A 26,014-nucleotide genomic window follows, 5' to 3' on the forward strand; every position below is an offset into this window, starting at 1 on the left:
CCCCTCCAGTACGCCGACTTCGCCCTCTGGCAGCGCCAGTGGTTGCAGGGGGACGTGCTCCAGGCGGAGCTGGACTGGTGGCGGCAGCAGCTCGCCGATGCACCTGCCGCGCTGGACCTGCCCACCGACAAGCCCCGTCCCGCCGCGCAGTCGTTCCGGGGCGCGTCCCTTCCCGTGGCGCTGTCTGCGGAGCTTTCCGCGTCCGTGAAGGTGCTGGCGTCGCGTGAAGGTGCCACGCCCTTCATGGTGCTGCTCGCGGGCTTCCAGTTGTTGCTCTCGCGCTACGCCGGCCAGGACGACGTCCTCGTGGGCTCCGCCATCGCCAACCGCAACCGCGCGGAAACGGAGGGCCTCATCGGCTTCTTCGTCAACACGCTGGTGCTGCGCGCCCGCATCGACCCTCGCGCTTCGTTCCGCGCGCTGCTGGCGCAGGTGAAGGCGACGACGCTCGCGGCGTATGCGCACCAGGACCTGCCCTTCGAGAAGCTGGTGGAGGGCATGCAGGGGGCTCGGGACCTGAGCCGCTCGCCGCTGTTCCAGGTGGCCTTCACGTTCCAGAACGCGCCCCTGGAGACGCTGGACCTTCCCGGCCTGCGCCTGGAGCTGCGCAGCGGGGAGCTCACCACCGCGAAGTTCGACCTGGACTTCAGCCTCCAGGAACGGGACGGCGCGTTCAGCGGCGACCTCCAGTTCAGCACCGACCTCTTCGAGCCCGCTACCGTCGTCCGGATGATGGCGCACTGGCAGGCGCTGCTCGGGTCGCTCACGGCCCGGCCCGACGTGCCGCTGTCGGGGCACTCCTTGCTGCACGGGGCCGAGCGACAGCAGGTGCTGGTGGACTGGAACGCCACGCACCGGCCGCTCGCGCCCCGCACCGTTCCGGAGCTGTTCGCGGCCCAGGTCGTGCGCACTCCCGACGCCGTGGCCGTGCAACACGAGGGACGGTCGCTCACCTACGCGGCGCTGGAGGCACGGGCGAATCAACTGGCCCGGCACCTGCTGGCCTCCGGGCTGCAGCCGGAGGCTCGCGTCGCGCTGTGCGTGGAGCGGGGGGTGGAGCTGGTGGTGGGGATGCTCGGCGTCCTCAAGGCCGGTGGGTGCTACGTGCCCATGGATCCCGCGTACCCCCGCCCCCGCCTCGCGTTCATGTTCGAGGACGCGGGCATCAGCACGGTGGTGGCGCAGCAGGCCCTCCTGGGAGCGCTTCCCGCGCATGCGCTGCCCACGGTGTGCCTCGACTCCGACGCGGAAGCGCTGGGCCAGCAGTCGACCCGCGCGCCCGAGAACATCGCCGTGGGGCCCGAGCACCTGGCCTATGTGCTCTACACGTCGGGTTCCACGGGCCAGCCCAAGGGCGTGGGCATCACGCACCACTCCATCGTGCACCTGGTGCGGGACACGAACTACGTCCAGCTGGGGCCCAATGACCGCATGGTGCAGGCGGGCACGCCGTCGTTCGACCTGGCCACCTTCGAGGTCTGGGGCGCGCTGCTCCATGGCGCCCGACTGGTCATCCTTCCGCGCGAGGTGACGCTGGCTCCCGCGGGACTGGCGCGGACCCTGCGCGAGGTGGGCGCCACCACCGCGCTGTTCGCCACGGCGCTGTTCCACACGGTGGCCCGCGAGGTTCCGGACGCCTTCGCCACGATGCGCGTGGTGCTGTTCGCCGGTGAGGCCGCGAACGCGGACGCCGCTCGCGCCGTGCTCCGAGCGGGCGCCCCGGGACGGCTGGTGAACCTCTACGGCCCCACGGAGACGACCGTGGGCGTCACCACGCACGACCTCGTGGACCTGCCGGAGCACGCCACGTCGGTGCCCATCGGGAGGCCGATGACGCGGGTCCAGACCTACGTGCTGGATGCGCACGGCCAGCCCGTGCCCGTGGGCGTCCCGGGTGAGCTGTACCTGGGCGGTGACGGCCTGGCGCGCGGCTACCTGGGCCGCCCCGCGCTGACCGCCGAGCGCTTCGTGCCCTCGCCGTTCGGGGATGTGCCCGGAGCCCGGCTCTATCGTACGGGCGACCGGGTCCGCTGGCTGCCGGACGGCACGCTGGACTTCCTGGGCCGCATCGACACGCAGGTGAAGCTGCGCGGCTTCCGCATCGAGTTGAGCGAGGTGGAGGCCATCCTCCGCCAGCACCCGTCGGTGAAGGCCGCCGTGGCGCGGCTGCGGGATGATGGCTCCGGCGACCCGAGGCTGGTGGCGTGGTACGTGCCCGGCGCTCCGGTGGACGCGACCGTGCTGCGCGCCTTCGTCTCCGAACGGCTCCCCGCGCCCCTGGTGCCCTCCGCGTTCGTGTCATTGGACGCCCTGCCGCTCACGCCCGTGGGCAAGGTGGACCACAAGGCCCTGCCGTCGCCGGATGCGCGGGCGGTCGCCGCCGGCCCCCCGGCTCCGGAGCGGATGACGCGCTTCCAGCAGCGCATCGCCACGCTGTTCCAGGACCTCCTCCGGTTGGAGCAGGTGGGACTGCACGACGACTTCTTCGTCATCGGGGGGCACTCGTTGCTCGCCACGCAGCTCGTCTCACGGCTGCGAACCACGTTCGGTGTGGAGCTGCCGCTGCGTGCCCTCTTCGATGCACCCACCGTCGCGCGGCTCACCGACCGGGTGGAGGCGCAGCTGCTCTCCCGCGTCGCGGGCCCCGGCATTCCGGCACTCGTCCCCGCATCGCGCGAGCGGGACCTGCCACTGTCCTTCGCGCAGCAGCGGCTGTGGGTGGTGGAACAGCTCCGTCCCGGCGGCAGTCACTACAACATCGCCACGGCGCTGCGCCTGGAAGGCCCCCTGGACACCGAGGCGCTGCGTCGCGCCCTGGAGCAGGTGGTCGCCCGCCATGAAGCCCTGCGGTCCACCTTCGCGATGAAGGACGGTCAGCCTGCTCAAACGGTGCACGCGGCTTCCGCCTGGGAGCTGCCCGTCACCGACCTGACGACCGTGGACGCGGGGACTCGCGAGGACGAAGCCCATCGGTCCTCCGAGGAAGAGGCCGCGCGGCCGTTCGACCTGGGCCGTGGGCCGCTGCTGCGCACGCGCCTCCTGCGACTGGGAGCGACGGAGCACCTGCTGCTGCTGTGCATGCACCACATCGTCTCCGACGGTTGGTCGCTGGGGGTGTTGGTGCGGGAGGTGGCCGCGGGCTACGAGGCCTTCGCTTCGGGCCGGACACCCGTGCTGCCCGCGCTGCCCGTGCAGTACGCGGACTTCGCCGTGTGGCAGCGCTCCTGGCTCCAGGGCGACGTGCTGGCCGAGCAGGTGGCGTGGTGGAAGCAACACCTCGCCGGGGCGCCCCAGGTGCTGGAGCTGCCCACCGACAAGGCCCGCCCCGCGCTCCAGTCCACGCAGGGCGCGCTCCTTCCCGTGCACCTGCCGCTGGAGGCGGTGGAGCGGCTGGTAGCGTTGGGCCGGAAGGAGGGCGCGACGCCGTACATGGCGCTGCTCGCGGTGTGGCAGGTGCTCCTGTCGCGCTACGCACGGCAGGAGGAGCTGCTGGTGGGCTCGCCCATCGCGGGCCGCAACCAGGGGGAGCTGGAAGGACTGGTCGGCTTCTTCGTGAACACGCTGGTGCTGCGTGGACGCGTGCGCCCGGGTGACACGTTCCGGACGCTGCTCGCCCAGGTTCGCACCACCACGCTCTCCGCGTTCGAACACCAGGACCTGCCCTTCGAGAAGCTCGTCGAGGAGCTCCAGGTGCCGCGCGACTTGAGCCGCAATCCGTTGGTGCAGGCCGTCTTCGCGCTGCAGAACGCGCCCACGGGGGAGCTGAAGGCGCCGGGCCTCACGCTGCGCCCGGTGCCGGTGGACAACGCCACGGCGCGCTTCGACCTGGGCCTGTTGCTGCACGAGGCGCCGGACGGCCTGCGCGGCGTCCTGGAGTACAGCACCGACCTCTTCGAACGCTCCACGGTGGAGCGGCTGGTCGGCCACCTGCGCACGTTGCTGGAGGGGGTCGTCGCCGCTCCGGACGTGGCCCTGTCCCGGCTGGAGTGGCTCACGCCCGAGGAGCGTCGACAGGTGCTCACGACGTGGAACGCCACCGGGGGGGACTACCCTCGCGATTCGAACATCGCCGCACGCTTCGCGCACCAGGCGGCCCTGCGTCCGGACGCCGTCGCGCTGGAGTTCGGCGACACGCGCCTCACGTACGCGCAGCTGGATGCGCGCGCCAATGCGATGGCCCACCTGCTGGGCGCGCACGGTGTGGGCCCGGATGCACTTGTGGCCGTGTGCCTGGAGCGCTCCGTCGAATTGATCATCACGCTCCTGGCCATCCTCAAGGCGGGCGGGGCCTACGTGCCGTGGGATGCCGCGTATCCGGCGCGGCGACTGAGCCTCATGCTGGAGGACGCACCGCCCCGGCTGCTCGTCACCACGCGCGCGCTGCGCTCCACGCTGCCGGTCTCGGACGAAGTGCCGTGTGTCTTCGTGGAGGAGCTGCGCCTGGAGGGACAGCCGACCACCGCTCCGGACGTGACGATCTCCGCGCGGAACCTCGCCTATGTGGACTTCACCTCCGGCAGTACGGGCCGTCCCAAGGGCGTCGCCGTGGAGCACCGGGGCGTGCTGCGCCTGCTGCACGGCGCCACCTGGGCCCGCTTCAGCCCGGACGAGGCCTTCCTGCTGATCGCGCCGCTGTCATTCGACGCATCGACGCTGGAGCTGTGGGGGCCGCTCTTGTCCGGAGGCCGGCTCGTCGTCTTCCCGCCCCAGCCTCCCACCGACCTGGAGCTGTTGGGGCAGGTCCTTCGCCGGCATGGCGTCACGTCGCTCTACCTGTCCGCGGGCCTGTTCGCGCAGGTGGTGGACGTGAAGCTGGAGGTGCTGCGCGGCCTGCGGCAGCTCTTCGTGGGCGGGGACGTCCTGTCGCCCACGCACACGCGCCGCGTGGTGGAGACGTTGGGGCTCCCCGTGGTCAACGGCTACGGGCCCACCGAGGCCACCGTCTTCACCTGCTGCCTTCGCATGAACAGGCCGGAGGACGTCCGGGACGATGCGATCCCTATCGGTCCGCCCCTGTCGAACACGCGGGTGTACGTGGTGGACGGTGCACTGCGCCCCGTGCCCGTGGGCGTGCCCGGTGAGCTGCTCATCGGCGGGGACGGCCTCGCGCGCGGCTACCTCTCCCGCCCCGACCTCACCGCGGAGCGCTTCCTCCCCAACCCCTTCGCCACCGCGGCCGGTGAGCGCGTGTACCGCACGGGGGACCTGGTGCGCTGGCGCGCGGACGGGAGCCTGGACTTCCTGGGCCGCATCGACAGCCAGGTGAAGGTGCGCGGCTACCGCATCGAGCTGTCCGAGGTCGAAGCTGCCCTCAAGTCCTGGCGGCCCGCCATCGCGGATGCCGCCGTGCTCGTGCGCGAGGACGCTCCGGGCGACAAGCGGCTCGTGGCCTACGGGGTGCCTGGCGAGGCCGGGGTCCTGGACGTCCAGGCCCTGCGCGAACACCTGCGGCAGCGGCTGCCCGAGTACATGGTGCCGACGGCGTTCGTCACCCTGCCCGCCCTGCCGCTCAACGCCAACGGGAAGCTGGACCGCCGCGCCCTCCCCGCGCCCGACGCCGCGTCCACCGCGCGCAAGGGCCGCTTCGTGGAGCCCGGCGATCCGCTGGAGGAACAGCTCTCCGCCCTCTGGGCTCGCGAGCTGGGAGCCCGGCGCGTCGGAGTCCACGACCATTTCTTCGAGGACCTGGGGGGCACGTCGCTCACCGTGGTCCGCGTCGCCAGCCGGTTGCGCGAGGAGCTCCAGCGCGACGTGCCTGTCGTCTGGTTGTTCGAGCACCCCACCGTCCATGCGCTCGCCCAGCGACTGGAGCGCGAGGGTGGGAAGGCGGATGCGTCGAAGCGGGAGAAGCATGCCCTGAGCGCAACGTCCACGGCAGCGATCCTACCTGTGTCATCTCCGTCCGCGTCAGTCGCCGTGACCACGATTTCTGCAGCGCCGCCGACGCCAGCACCCACGTCTTCTGTGTCCACGCCCACGCCCGCGCTGCCACCGGGAGCCATCGCCATCATCGGCATGTCCGGGCGCTTCCCCGGCGCGGCTTCCGTGGAGGACTTCTGGCGCAACCTTCGCGAAGGCGTTGAGTCCATCTCCCGCTTCACCCCGGAGGAGCTGGAGCACCTTCCCGGCCTGCCCGCGGGTGTGGAGCTGTGGCAGCACCCGGGCTTCGTGCCCGCCCACGGTGTGCTCGCGGACATCGATCAATTCGATCCCGCGTTCTTCGACATGTCGCTGCGCGAAGCGCAGTGGACCGACCCGCAGCAGCGGATGTTCCTCCAGTGCGCGTGGGCCGCGCTGGAGGACGCGGGCGTCGACCCCGCGCGCTTCCCCGGTGTCATCTCGCTGTTCGCGGGAGCGAACGAGTCGGGCTACGCGAACGAGGTCCAGCAGCACATGCCGTTGGATTCGGCGGCGTACTTCGAGCTGTTCGGCACCGCGACGTACCAGAGCCTGCCGACGAAGGTGTCCTACAAGCTGGGGCTCACCGGCGAGAGCATGCTCGTGTACACCGCGTGCTCCACGGGACTCGTGGCCGTGCACGTCGCGTGTCAGAACCTGCTGTCCGGCCTGTCGGACGTGGCGCTCGCGGGCGCGACACGGCTGTCGGTGCCACAGCGCACGGGCTACGTGCACCAGGAGGGGATGATCTACTCCCCGGATGGTCACTGCCGCGCCTTCGATGCGAAGGGCCAGGGCACCGTCTCCGGCAGCGGCGTGGCCGCCGTGGTGCTCAAGCGGCTGGAGGACGCGGTGCGCGATGGAGACCCCATCCACGCCGTCATCCGAGCCACCGCCGTCAACAACGACGGGCGCGACAAGTCCGGCTTCACCGCCCCCGGCGTACAGGGGCAGGCGGCCGTCATCACCCAGGCGCTGAAGCGCTCCGGCGTGGCGCCCCAGGACATCGGCTACGTGGAGGCGCACGGCACCGCGACCCCGCTGGGAGACCCCATCGAAGTGGCGGCGCTCCAGCGCGCCTACGGCCTGGGGCCCGAGCACCGGGGCACCATCCCGCTGGCCTCACTGAAGACGAACGTGGGCCACCTGGACACGGTCGCGGGGCTCGCGGGGCTCATCAAGGTCGCGCTGTCGCTGCGCGAGGAGGAGATTCCTCCCAGCCTCCACTTCGAAAACCCGAACCCCCAGATCGACTTCGACGCGGGGCCCTTCTTCGTCAACACCCGCTTGCGGCCGTGGCCCCGGGGAGCGACGCCCCGGCGCGCGGCGGTGAGCTCCTTCGGCGTGGGAGGGACCAACGCGCACGCGGTGCTGGAGGAGGCGCCCGTCATCCGGAGCGGCCCCTCGTCGCGCTCGCACCAGCTCTTCGTGCTGTCGGCGCGTTCGCCCGAGGCGCTGGAGGCGGCTTCGCTGAGGCTTGCCTCGCACGTGCTGGCCGACCGGTCTCCGGAGGCGCTGGAGGCAGCGTCGTCGAAGCTCGCCAACGCGGTGCTTTCGGCGCGCTCTCCCGAGGCGTTGGAGGCGGCGGCGAAGCAGCTTGCGCTGCACGTGCTGTCCGCGCGCTCGCCCGAGGCACTGGACGCGTTGTCGGCCCGGTTCTCCGTCGACGTGCCGGAAGCACGGACGGCGCTCGCCGACCTGGCGTACACGCAGGCCGTTGGACGACAGGCGTTCGAGTACCGGCGCACGGTGGTGGCGCGCGACGCGGCGGACCTCGCGAAGCAGCTTCGCAAGGCGGTCACCCCGGTACGGCTGAAGGACGTGGAAGGGGCCCGCCGCGAGCGCGTGGCCTTCGTCTTCTCCGGGCAGGGCACCCAGCAGGTGGGCATGGGACGGGAGCTGGATGAGACCGTCCCCTCGTTCCGCGCCCACGTGGACGCGTGCCTCGCGCTGTTGGATGCGTCGCTGCGTGCGCGGGTGGAAGGGCTCCTGCGTCCGGGGCCGGGCCGGGAGGCGGAAACGGCCAGCGCGCTCACGGACACCCGCGTCGCCCTGCCCGCCCTCTTCACGGTGCAGGTGGCGCTGGCGCGGCTGTGGCAGGACTGGGGCATCGTCCCCTACGCCGTGCTGGGACACAGCTTTGGCGAATATGCCGCGGCCTGTGTCGCGGGCGTGCTCTCCCTGCCAGAGGCCCTGCGTCTGGCCGTGGCCCGAGGCGAGCTGATGCACCGGCTGCCTCCGGGCGCGATGCTCGGCGTGGCCCTGTCGGCGGCGGAGGTCCAGCCGTGGCTCTCCGGTCGGCTGACGCTCGCCGCGCTCAATGCGCCGGACCGGTGCGTCGTCTCCGGGCCCGTGGTGGAGGTGGAGCGCTTCCAGGCCCTGTTGCGACAGCGGAAGGCCGGCGCGGTGCGCATGCCTTCACTCCACGCGTTCCACTCCGCGGACGTGGAGCCCCTGATGGGCGAACTGGCGCGCGTGGTGGCCTCGCTCCAGCGCGGTGAGCCTTCGGTGCGCTACGTCTCCAGCCTCACCGGCGCCCTGGCGCTCCCGGGCGAGCTGGCATCACCTGACTACTGGGCCACGCAGATGCGCCAGCCCGTGCGCTTCACCGACGCGGTGGGCGCGCTGCTGGAAGAGGGTTGCAGCGTGCTGCTGGAGGTGGGGCCCGGCCAGGACCTCACCCCACTGATGCGCGCCTGCCTGGGCGAGGACAAGGAGCGCGTGAAGGCGTTCGCTTCGCTGCGGCGCAATGGCACCACGACGGAGCAGGCCGGGCTTCTGCAATGCGTGGGAGACCTGTGGTCGGCGGGCCTGGAGGTGGACTGGGAGGCCTTCTACGCTCACGAGCAGCGCCGCCGCGTGCATCTGCCCACCTACGCGTTCCTGCGCAAGCGCTGCTGGGTGGAGCCGCGCGCCCGGGACAGCGCACCCTCCGTGGCCGAGGCCACCACCGGACGGCCCCTCCCGCCGCCGGCCAGCGTGACACCGCCGCGCGAGGTTCAGGACTCGCGACCCGCTATCGCCGATGGCCGCGAGGACGCACCGCGCGGTGATACCGAAGCCCGGATCGCCGCGCTCTGGCGCGAGCGGTTGGGCATGGACTTCGTCGGGCGCGACGACAACTTCCTGGAGCTGGGCGGCAACTCGCTCATGGCCGCGCAGCTCCTCAACCAGCTCCGCGATGCCTTCAACGTCCAGGTGCCGCTGGCCGCGCTCTTCGAAGCACCCACCGTCGCCGGCCTCGCCTCCCGCATCGAGCCCCTCCTCGGCAACGCCCCCGCCGCCGAACCCACGCGCGAGCTGCCACTCGTACCCCTCCCGCGCACCGGGCCCCTGCCCCTGTCCTTCGTCCAGGAGCGCGTCTGGCGCCTGGAGCAGTACCTGCCCGGTCTGTCCGCCTACACCATTCCCTTCGTCCTGCGCCTGGAGGGCCCCGCCGACGTCGCCACCCTGGAGCGCGCCATCCAGGAAGTCGTCCAGCGACATGAGGCCCTGCGCACCACCTACGACGCGGTGGACGGCAGGCCCGTGCAGCGCTTCCACGCCCACGTGCGCATCCCCCTTCCCGTCGTCGAAGTGGAAGGCACGCCCGAGGAGCGCGAGGAGGCCGCCCTCCAGCTCGCCCGCGAGGACGCGGCGCGGCCCTTCGACCTGGTGCGCGGCCCCGTCCTGCGCACCACGCTCGTGCGTCTGCGCGCGGACCTGCACCTGTTGGTCTGCGCCATCCACCACATCGTCTGCGACACGCTCTCCACGTCCCTCTTCCTCCAGGAGGTCGGACAGCTCTACGCCGCCTTCGTCCAGGGCAGACCGTCCCCGCTGGCGCCCCTGCCGGTGCAGTACGCGGACTTCGGTGCGTGGCAGCGGCAGTCACTCGCGGAGACCCGCTTCCCCGAGCAGGAGCAGTGGTGGCGACAGCGGCTGGCCGGCATGCCCCGGCAGCTCGGCATCCCCACGGATCGGCCCCGGCCCGCGAACTGTCCGCTGACCTCCGAGCGCAGGGTGTTGGACTTCCCGCCCGCGCTCGCGCGGGAGCTGGTCGCCTTCAGCAAGCGCGAAGGCTTCACGTCGTACATGACGGTGCTCGCCGCGTGGAACGCGCTGCTGCACCGCTACACCGGTCAGACGGACCTCATCGTCGGCACGCCCATCGGCAACCGCACGCGGCCGGAGCTGCTGCCCCTCATCGGCTACGTGGCGCACTCGGCTGCGTTCCGCACGCACGTCGGAGATGATCCGAGCTTCCGCGAGCTGCTGCACCGCGTGCGGCGCGAGGTCACCGACGTGCAGTCGCGTCCGGACGTCCCGTTCGAGCTGCTCGTCGAACAGCTCGTCCCGGGCAAGGACATCGGCCGGGACCGCATGGCGGACACGGTCTTCGTCTACCACTCGAACCTGGAGATGGGCGGCGATGCGCTGGCCGCCGTCGGGGCCCGCGGCACGTTCATCGAAGTACCGGGCACGCCCGTGCAATGGGGCGCCACGCTGTCCGACCTGACGCTCATCCTCACCGAGGAGCCCGGGCGCGTGCACGGCGCGCTGGAGTACGCGACGGAGCTGTTCGACGCCTCCACCGCGTGGCGCATGCTGGAGCACCTCCAGGTGTTGCTCGGCGCGGCGATGGCCCGGCCCGAGGAAGCCCTCTCCCGCCTGCCGCTGGCCACCGAGGCTGAACGCCTTGCCTGGCCCGAACCCCGCTCCCTCCCCGACGCGCCTTCCCTGATCACGCGGCTCCGGGAACACGCACGGCTCCAGCCGGAAGCTGTCGCCCTCGGTCAGGGCGAGCGGACCTGGACCTGGAGCGAGCTGGCCTCCCGTGCACGTCGACTCGCGACGCGACTGGTGGACCAGGGGCTCCAGCCGGGAGAGCCCGTGGCGCTCTGCCTCCGCGCGTCGCCGGAGAAGCTGGCCGCGCTGTGGGGCGTGCTCGAAGCCGGCGGCGCTCCGGTGACGCTCGGGCCCACGGACCTGGACTCGCTGCCCCTCTATGCGTTGGAGGGCAGCCTCGTGCCCCGCCTCATCACGTGGCGGGGACTGGTCACTTCCGCCCGCCTGGACGCCACGCGCGTGCTCCAGGTCGAGGAGGTGCTGGACGGTGCGTCTCCGCTCACGGAAGCACGTGCGCTCCCGCTGGCGTCACCCGAAACGCTGGCGTGGCTGCTGCCCATGGGTGCGGGCCAGCCCGCGTGGGCGCTGAGTCACGCATCGCTGAGGGGCTTCTTCGCCGGCCTCGATGCGCGCCTGCGTCCGACACCGGGGACCACCTGGCTCGCCGCCTCCGAGCCCGCTCCCGAGAAGCCCGAGCTCGAAGCGCTCTGGGCACTCTCGCGCGGCCTGCGCGTCCTCTTCCCTTCCGAGGCCATCGCCTCGCGCCTCTCCCATGCGGATGGAGGCGCCTCCCGTCCGCTGCAACTGAGCCTCTCCTACTTCGCCAACGACGAGGACTCGCTCACCGGACCCAAGTACGAGCTGCTGATGGAGGGCGCGAAGTTCGCGGACGCGAATGGCTTCTCCGCCATCTGGACGCCCGAGCGCCACTTCCACTCGTTCGGCGGCATCTACCCGCAGCCGGCCGTGGTCTCCGCCGCGCTCGCCTCCGTCACGCGCAACCTGCGCCTGCGCTCCGGCAGCGTCGTGCTGCCCCTGCACGACCCGCTCCTCATCGCCGAGCAGTGGGCCGTCGTCGACAACCTCTCGCAAGGGCGGGTCGACGTGTCGGTGGCCACCGGCTGGCACGTGCAGGACTTCACCTTCGCGCCCCAGAACTACGCGAACCGGCGCAACATCCTGCTGCGCCACCTGGAGACCCTGCGAGCCCTGTGGCGCGGCGAGCGCAGCGTGCGTCCCGGCGGCAACGGCGTCACCGTGGAGGTGGGCCTGCGCCCCAGGCCCGTGCAGAAGGAGCTGCCCGTGTGGCTCACCGCCACCGCGAACCCGGAGACCTTCCGTCTCGCGGGGGAGCTGGGCGCGGGCGTCCTCACGGGCCTGTTCGCCCACTCGCTGGAGGAGCTGAAGCCCAAGGTGGCCCTCTACCGCGAGGCGTGGCGCCGCAACGGTCACCCGGGCCGGGGACACATCACGTGCATGCTGCACACGTTCCTCGGTGAGGACGAAGCCGAGGTCCTCCGTCAGGTGCGCAAGCCGCTGCTGGCGTACTTCCGCAGCTCCGCGGACATCACCGCCTCGCTCCTCGCGGCCCAGGGGCACCAGGGCGAGCTCGACAAGGTCTCGAAGGAGGACATCGACGCGCTGCTGGAGCACACCTTCGAGCACCACGCGAAGGGCACGGGCCTCATCGGCACGGTGGAGAGCGGGCTCAAGCGGCTGCGCGACGTGCGGGCCTCGGACGTGGACGAGGTGACGTGCCTCATCGACTTCGGGCTGGAGACGCCCGTCGTGTTGCAGGGGCTCCGCCGGCTGGCCACGCTGCGTGAAGCGCTGGTGTCGGACGAGTCCTCGCGGCAGCACCGTGTGCGCGGCGAAGGCGCGGCGGGCATCGAGGAGCTCCTGACCCTGGCCCGACAGGCCGGCGCGGTGTGGGTGAACACCACCGCCCGGCTCGCCCGCACGCTGACGGCGGCACCGGGCGCCCGCGAGGCCCTGGCGCCGGTGGGCACGTGGGTCCTGGAGGGCGCATCGGTGGAGCTCGCGACGGCGCTCCAGCGCACCGCCGGGGGAGCCGTGCTGCTCGCGGGAGAGGCCCATGAGGCGGGACTCCTGCCACGGGCTCCTGGGGAGAAGCTGCCTTCAGGCCTCCAGGCCTGGGTGCTCGACGCGGCCGGTGCGCCGGTGCCCGCGGGTGTCGTGGGAGAGCTGGCGCTGGATGGCGCGGGGCTCCCCGCTGCGCTCTGGAAGGTGTCGGGAGAGGAGGCGCACCGACTCGTGCCGCATCCCCGGCACGCCTCCGCGCGCCTGTACCGCACCGGCCGTCCCGTGCGCCTGCGCGCCGACGGCCATGTCGAGCCCGTGTCGCTCCCGGCCTTCAAGCCCTTCGCGCAGCGTCCGGTGACGGGCTCCGCGGCCGGAGCGCCTGGGGTCGTCACCGCGCAGCCGGCTCCGCCACTGGGAGTCGCGCGACCGACCGCGAGCACCGCGTCCGGCGCACCTCACCTTCCTGCCGCTGAAGCCCCGCTCAGCCTGTCCACCGCCGCGACACGGACCTCCGGAGCCGCGCAGGCCATCCCGCGAGTGCCGCGCGATCGACCCCTGCCGCTGTCCTTCGCCCAGCAACGCCTCTGGTACCTCCAGCAACTGGAGCCGGACAGCACCGCCTACAACAACGCGATCATCTTCCGGCTCACGGGCTCGCTGGACGTGCGGGCGCTGCAGACGGCGCTCGACGCACTCGTGGAGCGCCACGAGGTCCTGCGCACCACCTACGCCCTGGCGAACGCGGGCGCCGTGCAGGTCATCCACGCCACGGGCTCGCTCCCGTTGGACCGGGAAGACGTCCCTGGTGACACGGCCGAAGCACGCGAGACCGCCATGCTTCGCCGCTGCCAGGCGTACACCGCCACGCCCTTCCAGTTGGACACGGGCCCCGTCGCGCGCGCCCTGCTCCTGCGGCTGTCCCCGGACACGCACGTCCTCCACCTGCTGCTGCATCACGTCGTCTCCGATGCCTGGTGCGCGCTGGTCCTCAGCCGCGAGCTGCCCGTCCTCTACGCCTGCGCCAGCGCGGGCGTGCCGTCCGTCCTGCCGCCCCTGCCGGTGCAGTACGCCGACTACGCCGTCTGGCAGCGCCGGGAGCTGGAGGGCGCGGTGCTGGACGACCAGGTGCGGTGGTGGAAGGCGCTGCTCCAGGGCACCCCGCCGCTGGAGCTGCCCACCGACCGGCCCCGCCCCGCCGTGCAGTCCTACGCGGGCGCGGCCCACCGCTTCCACCTGCCGCGCGAGCTGTCGGAGCCCCTGCTCGCCGTGGGTCGCCGCGAAGGCGCCACGTCCTTCATGGTGCTGATGGCGCTCTTCCAGGCGCTGCTCTCGCGCTACTCCGGCCAGGACGACTTCGCGGTGGGCACGCCCATCGCAGGCCGCACCCGCCCGGAGGTGGAGGGCCTGCTGGGCTGCTTCGTCAACACGCTCGCCTTCCGCGCGAAGCTCGACGGAGCCCCGGGCTTCCGGGAGCTGATCTCCCGCGTGAAGCAACAGGCCCTGGGCGGCTATGCGCGCCAGGACATGCCCTTCGAGCGACTGGTGGACGTGCTCCAGGTACCGCGCGACCTGAGCCGCACGCCCGTGTTCCAGGCGATCCTCAACGTCATCAACGTGCCGGAGGCCCAGACGACCGGCGGACAGGGGCTCCAGATTGGCGGCGTGGACGTGCCGGTGACGACGTCCAAGTTCGACCTGACGCTGGAGGTCTGGGAGGAGCGCGACGGACTGCGCTGCCGCCTGGAGTACGCCACCGCCCTCTTCGACGAGGAGACGCTGGCCCGGATGGCGGAGCACCTCACGGTGCTGGCGAAGGCCGTCATCGCCGCTCCGGACGCGCCGGTCGCGGCGCTGCCACTGCTCTCCGCCGACGCGCGCGAACAGGTGCTGCGAGCCTGGAACGACACCCGCGTGGACTTCCCGCGCGGCACGAGTCTCCACCAGCTCTTCGAGTCCCAGGCCGAGCGCGACCCGGACGCCATCGCGCTCCAGTTCGAGGAGCGGCGGCTCACCTACGCCGGGCTCGAAGCCCGCGCCAACCAGCTCGCGCATCACCTGCGCGCACGAGGGGCCGGTCCGGAGACGCTGGTCGGCGTCTGCCTGGAGCGCTCCCTGGAGCTGGTCGTGGCCCTGCTGGGCGTCCTCAAGTCCGGCGCCGCCTACGTGCCGTTGGATCCCAGCACTCCGAGCGAGCGGCTCGCCGGGATGCTGGAGGACACCGCCGCGCCCGTCCTCCTCATCCAGGAGCGGTTCCGGGACGCGCTGCCTGCTCACTCCGCGCACGTCATCGCGTTGGACTCGGGCTGGGACGCCATCGCCCGCGAGCCGACGCACCGGCCCCGTCCACTGGCCGGAGACGATGCCCTCGCCTACGTCATCTTCACGTCCGGCAGCACGGGCCGACCCAAGGGCGCGATGAACGCGCATGCGGGCGTCGTCAACCGCCTGCGCTGGATGCAGGGGCGGTATGCGCTGACGGCCGGGGACACGGTGTTGCAGAAGACGCCGTTCAGCTTCGACGTGTCCGTGTGGGAGTTCTTCTGGCCCCTGATGACGGGGGCGCGGCTCGTGCTCGCGAGGCCCGGAGGCCACCAGGAGCCGGACTACCTCACGGCGTTGATGGCGAGGGAGGGCGTGACGACGGCGCACTTCGTGCCGTCCATGCTGCGGGCCTTCGTCGAGGAGCCGGGCCTGGAGGGCCTGACGCGGCTGCGTCAGGTGATGTGCAGCGGCGAAGCCCTGCCCGCGGACCTGGTGCACAAGACGCAGGCCCGCCTGCCCCACGTCACGCTGCACAACCTCTACGGCCCCACCGAGGCCGCGGTGGACGTGACGTCCTGGGAGTGCCCGCGCGACGAAGCGCTGCGCGTCGTGCCCATCGGTCGCCCAGTGGCGAACACACGGATGTACGTCCTGGACCGGAGGAATCAGCCCGTGCCGGTGGGCAGCCCGGGCGAGCTGTTCATCGGCGGCGTGCAGGTGGGCCGGGGCTACTGGCGCCGTCCCGCGCTCACCGCCGAGCGCTTCGTTCCCGATGCCTTCAGCGACGCCCCCGGAGCCCGCCTCTACCGCACCGGAGACATCGCGCGGTGGCGCGCCGATGGCACGCTGGAGTACCTGGGCCGCGCCGACTTCCAGGTGAAGCTGCGCGGCTTCCGCATCGAACTGGGAGAGATTGAAGCCGCGCTCCAGGCCTGGACGGAGATCCGCGAAGCCGTGGCCGTCGTGCGCCAGGAGCACGCGGGAGACCCGCGCCTCATCGCCTATGTCACCGTCGAAGGAGGGAGGCTGGACACCGCCGCCCTGCGAGCGTTCCTGCACGCGCGGCTGCCCGAGTACATGGTGCCCGCCGCCTTCGTCACCCTGGAGGCGCTGCCCCTGACCTCCAGCGGCAAGGTGGACCGCAAGGCCCTGCCCGCGCCCGAGGCCCCCACCACCGCACGCGGTGAAGCCATCACCCCGCGAGACGAGACGGAGCGCACGCTGGCGGAGATCTTCGCGCAGGTGCTCGGCCTTGAACGGGTCGGGGTGAGGGACAGCTTCTTCGAGCTGGGAGGCCACTCGTTGCTGGCGACCCAGGTGGCCGCACGGGTCCGTGCGCGCCTGGGACAGAGCGTGCCCCTGCGAATGCTCTTCGAGGCCCCAACGGTGGAGGCGCTCGCCCGACGCCTCTCCGGCGATGTCTCGCCCGGGGCGGAGTCCGCGCGGGCGCTTCCGTCGCCCGTCGAGCAGCAGCGCTCGAAGCAGGAGCAGGCCCCCTCCGAAAGCATCGCGCGCTCCTCCCAGGCCCTCACGCGGCTGACGCGCCTGGAGCGGCCCGCGGTGCTGCCGTTGTCCTTCGCCCAGCAGCGGCTGTGGTTCATCCACCAGCTCGGCGTCGCGGACTCGGCGTATCACGTCCCGTTCGCGCTGAAGCTGGAGGGCACGCTCGACCTCCTCGCGCTCCAGCGGAGCTTCGACGAACTGATGCGCCGTCACGAAGCCCTGCGCACCACGTTCCGCGCACATGACGGAGCCCCGGAGCAGGTCATCCACCCGTCCCTGCCCCTGCCAGTCCAGCACGTGGACCTCACGGGCATGACCGACCCGGAGCAGCGTCGCGCCGAGGCATCGAAGCTCGCCCTCGAAGAGACCCGGAGCCCGTTCGACCTGGAGCAGGGCCCGCTCATCCGGGCCCTCCTGATCAAGCTGTCCCCCACCGAGCACGTGCTGGTGCTGAACCAGCACCACATCATCTCCGATGGCTGGTCCACCGGCGTCCTCGTGCGCGAGATGGGCACCCTCTACACGGCCTTCGCCCGAGGCCTCCCGTCCCCCCTGCCTGAGCTGCCCGTGCAGTACGCCGACCACGCGCTGTGGCAGCGCGGCTGGTTGCAGGGCGCGGTGCTCGACCACCAGCTCACGTGGTGGCGCCAGCAGCTCGAAGGCGCGCCGTCCCACCTGGAGCTGCCCACGGATCATCCGCGTCCGCCCCGGCAGACCTTCCACGGTGCGCTGATGCCGTTCACCCTGCCGCGCGCCTCCAGCGAGGCGCTGGAGGCCCTGGCGAAGCGCGAGGGCATGACGCCCTTCATGGTGCTGCTGGCGGCCTTCCAGGTGCTCCTGGGTCGCTACGCCGGCCAGGACGACGTGCTCGTGGGCTCGCCCATCGCGGGGCGCCAGCACGCCGAGTCCGAAGCGCTCATCGGCTACTTCGCCAACACCGTCGTCCTGCGCACGCGGCTGCGCGCAGAGGACACCTTCCTCACGTTGCTGACCCGCGTGCGTGACACCACCCTGGGCGCCTACGAGCACCAGGACGTCCCCTTCGAGAAGCTCGTCGAGGAGCTGCACCCCGCCCGGGACCTGGCCCGCACGCCGTTCTTCCAGGTCACCTTCACGCTGCAGAACGCGCCCCTGCCGAAGCTGGGTCTGCCCGGCCTGTCGCTCCAGCCGATGAACATCGACCCGGGAGCGATCCGCTTCGACCTGGAGTGGCTGCTGCACCGCGCGCCGGAGGGCTTCGCGGGCGGCCTCAACTTCAACACCGCCCTGTTCACGCCACGGACCGTGGCCGGCATGGCGCGGCACCTGCGCGTGCTGCTCGACGCCGCGGTGGCCTCGCCCGCGACCCCACTGTCACGCCTGCCGCTGCTCACCGCCGAGGAGCGCAGGCAGGTGCTGGAGACCTGGAACGACACCGCCACGGAGTACCCGCGCGAAGCCTCCGTGCCCGCGCTGTTCGCGGAGCAGGCCGCGCGCACCCCTGACGCGATCGCCGTGCGGATGCCCCCGGACACCGGGGCCTTCCTGCTGGACGCGGCTCCGGTGGCGGCGCGCGAGCTCACCTATGCAGCGCTGGACCGCCAGTCGAACCAGCTCGCGCACCACCTGCGGCGCATGGGCGTGCGCCCGGGAGACAGGGTGGGCCTGTGCGTGGAGCGCTCGCCGGAGCTCCTCGTCGGCATGCTCGGCATCCTCAAGGCCGGCGCGGCCTACGTGCCCGTGGAGGCGAAGTCCCCGTCCGGACGCATCACCTGGATCCTCCAGGAAGCGGGCGTCAGCGTGCTCGTCACGCAGGAGGCGCTGGCGGATGAGCTGCCGGCGGAGGCCGGGCTCCTCGTCCTCCTGGACGCGGAAGCCGACCGCCTCGCGAAGCTGCCCGTCACGCCGCTGGACGTGCGGGTGCCGGCCGAAGCACTGGCCTACGTGATGTTCACGTCGGGAAGCACCGGCCGCCCCAAGGGCGTCACCGTGCCGCACCGGGGCATCGTGCGACTCGTCCGCGGCTCCCGCTTCATCCACGCCGGTCCGGAGGAGGTGTTCCTCCAGGTGGCCCCGGTCGCCTTCGACGCGTCCACGCTGGAGGTCTGGGGCGCGCTGCTGAACGGCGCGAAGCTGGTGCTGGCGCCACCGCGTGCGCTCTCGCTGTCGGAGCTGGGCACGCTGTTGACGGCGGAAGGCATCACCACGCTCTGGCTCACCGCCGCGCTGTTCGAGCAGATGGTCCTGCACGAAGGCGCGGCGCTCGCGCGGGTGCGGCAGGTGCTGGCGGGCGGTGACGTGCTGCCCGTGCCCCGGGTGCGCGAGCACCTCTCGCGGATGGCCCCGGACGCCGTGCTCGTGAACGGGTACGGGCCCACGGAAAACACCACCTTCTCCGCCACGCACACGCTGCGCGCCGGGGACACCGTGGTGCGCACGGTGCCCATCGGCCGGCCCCTGGCGAACTCCACCGCGTGGGTGTTGGACGCCGCGCTCCAGCCCGTTCCGCCGGGAGTCCCCGGGGAGCTGTACGTCGGAGGCGACGGCCTCGCGTGGGGCTACCTCCAGCGGCCCGACCTCACCGCCGAGCGGTTCATCCCCCACCCCTTCGCCACCACACCGGGCGCCCGCCTGTACCGCACCGGAGACAAGACCCGCTGGCGCGAGGACGGGACGTTGGAGTTCCTGGGCCGCACCGACTTCCAGGTGAAGATCCGCGGCTTCCGCATCGAGCCCGGCGAAGTGGAGGCCGTGCTGCGCCAGGCCCCCGACGTCCGGGAGGCCGTGGTGCTGCCACGCGAGGACGTGCCCGGGGAGAAGCGGCTCGTGGCCTACGTGGTGCTCGGTGAAGCCGGAGCCGGCTCCGGCGCCGACCGCGTGAAGGCATACGCGCAGCAGCAGCTTCCCGACTACCTGGTGCCCTCCGCGTGGGTGGAGCTGCCGACCCTGCCGCTGTCCCCGAATGGCAAGGTGGACCGCAAGGCCCTGCCCGTGCCCGAAGCACCGAAGCCCACCGAGGCGACCCGCGAGGCCCCGCGCGACGCCAGGGAGGAACAGCTCGCGGCCATCTGGGCGGAGGTGCTGCACCTGGACGCGGTGGGCATCCACGATGACTTCTTCGAGCTGGGAGGCCACTCGCTCCTGGCCACGCAGGTGGTGTCCCGGATCCGCTCGGTGCTCGGCGTGGAGCTGCCCCTGGGCGAGCTGTTCAACGCGCCCACCGTGGCCGCGCTCGCGGAGCGTCTGTCCACCTTCGCGAGCACGTCCCAGGTGCCACCGCTCACGCGCACGCGAAGGCCGGCCGTGTTGCCGCTGTCGTTCGCGCAGCAGCGACTGTGGTTCATCGATCAGCTCGAACCGGGCAGCAGCCTGTACAACATGCCGTTCGCCCTGACGCTCCTCGGCACGCTGGACGAAGGCGCGCTGCGAGGAAGCCTGGACGCATTGATGGCGCGGCACGAATCGCTGCGCACCACCTTCCGCACGGAGGCGGGCCAGCCCGTGCAGCACCTCCACGCGGAGGCCACCGTTCCCCTGGAGCGCGTGGACCTGACGCCGCTGGAAGACCCTGCCCAAAGACAGCAGGAGGCGGAGCGGCGGGCGACGGCGGAGTCCCAGCGCCCGTTCGATCTGGAGCAGGGGCCGGTGATCCGCGCCCTGCTCCTGAAGCTCGGCGCGGAGGAGCATGTCCTGGTGCTCCACCTGCACCACATCGTGTCCGACGGCTGGTCGCTGGGCGTGCTGGTGCGTGAGCTCACCGCCCTCTACGAGGCGCTTCGCGAAGGCCGGACGCCCGCGCTCCCGGAGCTGCCCGTGCAGTACGCCGACTTCGCCCTCTGGCAGCGCGGCTGGCTCCAGGGCGAGGCGCTGGAGGCGCAGCTCGACTGGTGGAAGCAACAGCTCGCCGGAGCACCGAGGGCCCTGGAGCTGCCCACGGACAAGCCCCGGCCCGCCATCTCCACCCAGCGCGGCGACACCGTGCCGGTGCACCTGCCACGGGCCCTGGCCGAACAGGTGGAGGCCCTGGCGCAGCAGGAGGGCGTGACGCCCTTCATGGTGTTGCTCGCGGCGTTCCAGACCGTGCTGCACCGGTACTCCGGGCAGGACGACGTGCTCGTGGGTTCGCCCATCGCGAACCGGCGTCACGCGGAGACCGAAGGGCTCATCGGCTTCTTCGTCAACACGCTGGTGCTGCGCGGTAGCTTCGGGGCCCGGACGACGTTCCGGGAGCTGCTGGCCCAGGTGCGCGCCACGACCCTGGGCGCCTACGAACACCAGGACATCCCGTTCGAACGACTGGTGGAGTCGCTGCACGCGACACGAGACCTGGGCCGCATGCCGCTCTTCCAGGTGATGTTCGCGCTCCAGAACGCGCCGGTGCCGGAGCTGTCGGTGCCCGGGCTCACCGTGCGCCCGGCGCGCATCGGTGACCGCACCACGTCCCAGTTCGACTTGAGCCTGGACCTGAACCGTCAGGAGGACGGGTTCCGGGGCACGCTCGAATACGCCACGGATCTGTTCGAGCGCTCCACACCGACGCGGCTCCTCACGCACCTGCGCGTGCTGCTGGAGTCCGCGCTCGCCCGGCCGGATGCGCCGCTGCGCGAGCTGTCGTTCGTCTCCGCGGAGGAGCGGGCTCGGCTGCTGGGCCCGTGGAGCGGCGGCGTCACGGACTTCGACCGTGACGGCACGCTGCACGGTCGCATCGAGGAACAGGTGGAGCGGACCCCGGACGCGGACGCCGTGGTGTTCGAGGAGACGACACTGTCCTTCCAGCAGCTCAACACCCGCGCCAACCAGCTCGCCTGGGACCTGCGGGCCCGGGGAGTCGGACCGGAGGTCCCGGTGGGGCTGTGCCTGGAGCGCTCGGCGGACGTCATCGTCGCGCTGCTCGCGGTGCTCAAGGCCGGGGGCGCCTTCGTCCCCCTGGATCCGGCGGCGCCTTCCGCGCGCAAGTCGCTGCTCCTGCGCGACTGCGGCGCCTCCGTGCTGCTGACCTCACGAGCCCTGGCCGAGGCGTGGCGACCGGAGGTGCCTCACGTGGTGCGGCTCGACGTCGAACGCGAGCGGCTGTCCACCCTGCCCCGCGAAAACCCGCCGCCGTCAGCAAGCGCCGGCAACCTCGCCTACGTCATCTACACGTCCGGCTCCACAGGCACGCCCAAGGGCGTGATGGTGCGACACCGCTCGCTGCTCCACCTGCACCGGTCCCTCCTTCGCACCGTCTACGCGGGGCAGCCGCCGAGGCTGCGCATCGGCGTCAACGCGCCCCTGTTCTTCGACGCGTCCATGGATCAGATCCTCTGGCTCCTCGACGGCCACTGCCTGTGTCCCGTCCCCGAGGACACGCGCCTGGATCCGGAGCGGATGCTGCCGTGGTTGGAGGCGACGCAGGTGGACACGATGGATTGCACGCCCGCGCAGCTCAAGCTCCTGCTGGATGCGGGGATGCTGGAGCGCGCCCGGATACCGTCGCTGCTGCTCGTGGGCGGCGAGGCGCTGGACGAGGTGCTCTGGCGGCAACTCGCCGCGACGACGCGCACGCGGGCCTTCAACACCTATGGCCCCACCGAGTGCACCGTGGACGCCACGGCCTGGAACATCCAGGGCACGCCCCACGCGATGCCCGTCATCGGAAGGCCGCTGGACAACCTGCGTGCGTACATCCTCGACGAGCGCCAGGAGCTGACGCCCTTCGGCCTGCCGGGAGAGCTGTGCTTCGCCGGAGAGGGCGTCGCCCGGGGCTACCTGGGCCGGCCGCACCTGACGGCGGAGCGCTTCATGCCGGATCCCTTCGGCACCGAGCCCGGAGCGCGCCTGTACCGCACGGGCGACAAGGCGCGCTGGCGCGAGGACGGCACCCTCGACTTCATGGGCCGCCTCGACTTCCAGGTGAAGCTGCGCGGCTACCGCATCGAGCTGGGCGAAATCGAAGCCACCCTGCGCACGCACCCGGGAGTCCGGGACGCGGTGGCCCTGGTGCGAGACGCGAGCCTCGTGGCCTACGTCACGCCCGACCTGGACACCGCGCCGCTGCGGGAGCACCTGCGCCAGCACCTGCCCGACTACATGGTGCCCGCGGCCCTCATCGCCCTGCCCGTCCTGCCCCTGACGCCGAACGGCAAGCTGGACCGCAAGGCGCTGCCCGCGCCGGATGCGTCGCACCTCCCCGAGCGCACCTACGAAGCCCCGGCGACGCCCACGGAGGAGCGCCTCGCCGCCCTCTGGAGCACGTTGCTGCGCGTGCCCGCCGTGGGACGCCACGACAACTTCTTCGAGCTGGGAGGCCACTCGCTGCTGGCCACGCAGGTGGTGGCCCGCGTGCGTGCGGGCTTCGGCGTGGAGCTCGCGGTCCGGGCCCTCTTCGAGTCCCCCACGGTGGCGGCCCTCGCGCAGCGTCTACCGACCGCCGCGACCGTCAACGCCCTGCCGCCCCTGACCCGCGCCACGGTGGAGGGCCTGCCGCCGCTGTCCTTCGCGCAGCAGCGGCTGTGGTTCATTGATCAGCTCGAACCCGGCAGCCCGCTCTACTCCATGCCCTTCGCGCTGCGCCTGTCCGGCACGGTGGACGTGCCCGCGCTCCAGGAGGCCGTCGACGCGCTGGTGCGAAGGCATGAGACGCTGCGCACCACGTACGAGGCCCGGGACGGAGAGCCCCGCCAGCGCATCCACCCGGCCCTGCCCGGGACGTTGCGCGTGGAGGACCTGGGCCACCTGCCCGCGGAAGAGCGCGAAGCCGAGGCCGCAAGACGCGCGGAAGCAGAGGCGCAGCGTCCCTTCGAGCTGGGCACGGGCCCCCTGGCGCGCTTCACGCTCCTGAGGCTGGAGGAGCGCGAGCACATGCTCCTCCTGTGCCTGCACCACACCATCTCCGACGGCTGGTCCTTCGACGTGCTCGTGCGCGAGCTGGTGGCGCTCTACGAGGCCTTCCGCCAGGGCCAACCGTCCCCGCTGCCCGACCTGCCCGTGCAGTACGCGGACTACGCTGTCTGGCAGCGAGCGTGGCTGGAGGGCCAGGTGCTGAACACGCAGCTCGACTGGTGGCGGCAACAGCTCGCCGGGGCACCGCACGCCCTGGCGCTGCCCACCGACAGGCCCCGTCCGCCGAAGAGCTCCGCCCGGGGCGCCCTGCTGCCGGTGTACCTGTCCCCCGCGTTGAGCGGCGCGGTGGAGTCCCTGGCGAAGCGCGAGGGCGCCACGCCCTTCATGGTGTTGATGGCCGCGTTCCAGACGCTGCTGTCCCGGTACACCGGGCAGGACGACGTGCTGGTGGGCACGCCCATCGCGAACCGCCGTCACGCGGAGACGGAAGGACTCATCGGCTTCTTCGTCAACACGCTGGTGCTGCGCGCCCGCTTCGACGCGAGCACGTCGTTCCGGAAGCTCCTCGCGGAGGTGCGCGCCCGCACGCTGGGCGCGTATGAACACCAGGATCTCCCCTTCGAGCGACTGGTGGAGGCGCTCCAACCGGAACGCGACCTGGGACGCACGCCGCTCTTCCAGGCCCTCTTCGCGCTGCACAACATGCCCGCGTCGGAGGTGAGCCTGCCCGGCCTGACGCTGAAGCCGGTGCAGGAGGCCTTCCCGACGGCGAAGTTCGACCTGGACCTGGCGCTGACCCGACTGCCCGAAGGCTTCCAGGGAGCGCTGACCTACAGCACGGACTTCTTCGAAGCGGCCACGGTCGAGCGGCTGATGGAGCAGTGGGCCCGGCTGCTGGAAGACGTCCTCGCGGCGCCAGACGCCCCCCTGGACAGGACGCCCCTGCTCACCGCCGATGAGCTGCGCCACAAGGTCGTCCCGGAGAAGCCCCGGGGGCCGGACGCGCTGGCAGGCCCGGAGCCTTTCATCGCGCCGCGAGATGCATTGGAGCGGGAGCTGGTGGCCCTCTGGGAGGAGCTGCTGGGCACCCGACCCATTGGCGTCACGCGTCCGTTCTTCGACCTGGGCGGACACTCACTGCTCGCAGTGAAGCTGATGGCGCGCATCCGGGAGCGGCTGCACCGCGACCTGCCGCTGGCCGCGCTGTTCCAGGCGCCCACGGTGGAGCAGCTGGCCCGGCTGCTGCGTCAGGCGCCTACGGCCTTCTCACCGCTCGTGCCCATCCAGCGCGAGGGCACGCAGCGGCCCTTCTTCTGCGTCCACCCGGTGGGAGGCAACGTGCTGGCGTACGCGGAGCTGGCGAAGCAGCTCGGGCCGGACCAGCCGTTCTACGGCCTCCAGTCCCAGGGGCTCGATGGCACCCTTCCGCCGCTGGACACGGTGGAGGCGATGGCGGCGCTCTACGTGGCCGCCCTCCGGACCGTCCAACCGACAGGCCCCTACCGCCTGGGAGGCTGGTCCATGGGAGGCGTGGTGGCCTTCGAGATGGCCCGCCAGCTCCAGGCCCGGGGAGACACGGTGGAGCTCCTGGCCCTCATCGACCCCAGCCCGGCGACGGATGACCGGGTGCCGCAGGACGTGGACGACGCGCGGCAGGTCGCCACGTTGTTCGAGCTCGACCACGGACAGCTCGCGGCACCGGAAGCGGAGCAGGCCCAGGGGCGCACGCTCCTGCGTGTCTTCACCCACAACCTGCGAGCCTTGAAGCACTACCGCCCCGGGCTGTTCACGGGGCGCGTCCTGCTGCTGCAAGCCACCGGAGGCAGGGACGAAGGCTGGGGCGCCGTCATCCGAGGCGAGCTGCTGCGTGAGGAGCTGCCCGGCAACCACTACACGCTGCTGCGAGCCCCGAACGTCCAGGGGCTCGCAGAGCGGCTGGCGGCGTGGCTCCGGGCCCTGCCGCGTTAGGGCGAGGGCTCCAGGCCCGCGCCGTGCTTCACCAGCACGGCGCGGGCGTAGGCCATCAGGAAGCCCATGCGCATGGCATTGCGCTCGGTGGGGATGCCGGGCCCGGACATGATGGCCGCCACGTCGCTGCCCAGCTCCACGGCGCGTGCCAGCCGGGCGGCAATCAACGCCTGTTGGATGCCGCGTCGGCGCCACGCGGGCAGCACCGACGTGCCGAACAGGGACGTGAGCCCGTCGCTCGTCTCGCAGCCTCCCGCCCCGACCGGGACGCCGTCGAGCCATGCCACGAACGCATCCGTCCCCGGGGTGCGAGCGCCCTTGATGCCCATCGCCAGGAATCCCTCCGACAGCGTCTCGCCCTCGGGGACGAAGCCGCTGCCGGAGACCTGGGCGAACCTGAGCACCGCCGCGTCGTCGGAGGGGTCGATGCGCTCGATGGTCAGTGCCGGGGGCGTGCCCTGGCTCAGCTTCCGCAGGTCCTCGGTCTCGCGAAGCGGCCGGTACAGCACGGTCTCGAACTCACGCAGCACGAACCCGCGCTCCGCCAGGGCGTGGAGCAGCGGCACGGGCGTGTACGGACTCAGCTCCGCCTTCGGCTCGACCCCGCGCGAGGAGAAGAAGTCCACCAGCGCATCCAGCTGCGCCCCGGTGACCTCCTGGCCGAGTCCATACCCGCACGACTTGTTCACGTAGGAGCCCACACCCCCGAAGGCCATCCACCCGTCCGCCAGCGGCGCGGATTCCGTGGCCAGGCCCACCGCGACCTGCGCCTGCTTGCGCTCGAACCGCCGCGCGATCTCCACCAGGTTCACATCGTTCATTCCGCCTCTCTACACCGTAAGTGTGGGTTCAGGGGACAGGTCGGCCAGCCGGCTGCTTGTGCACGCGGCCTGTGCCCTGGCGGGTCGCATGCCCGGGGGTGACGCCACGA

2 protein-coding genes are annotated in these 26,014 nt (G+C 72.0%); one reads left to right on the forward strand and one right to left on the reverse strand.

All coding sequences use genetic code 11. From position 1 onward, the window contains the following. Positions 1-25,083: non-ribosomal peptide synthase/polyketide synthase (locus D7V93_RS00530; protein ID WP_120641442.1), on the forward strand; the 25,083-nt coding region annotated here is incomplete at its 5' end. Here D7V93_RS00530 and D7V93_RS00535 read toward each other — a convergent pair. Beyond that, positions 25,080-25,904, reverse strand: a complete 825-nt coding sequence (locus tag D7V93_RS00535; protein WP_120641443.1) for a GNAT family N-acetyltransferase — start codon at positions 25,902-25,904, stop codon at positions 25,080-25,082. The two genes, D7V93_RS00530 and D7V93_RS00535, sit on opposite strands and share 4 nt — an antisense overlap. Positions 25,905-26,014 lie beyond the last annotated feature (110 nt).

It is taken from the genome of Corallococcus llansteffanensis (genome assembly GCF_003612055.1).
Classification (GTDB): Bacteria; Myxococcota; Myxococcia; order Myxococcales; family Myxococcaceae; genus Corallococcus; species Corallococcus llansteffanensis.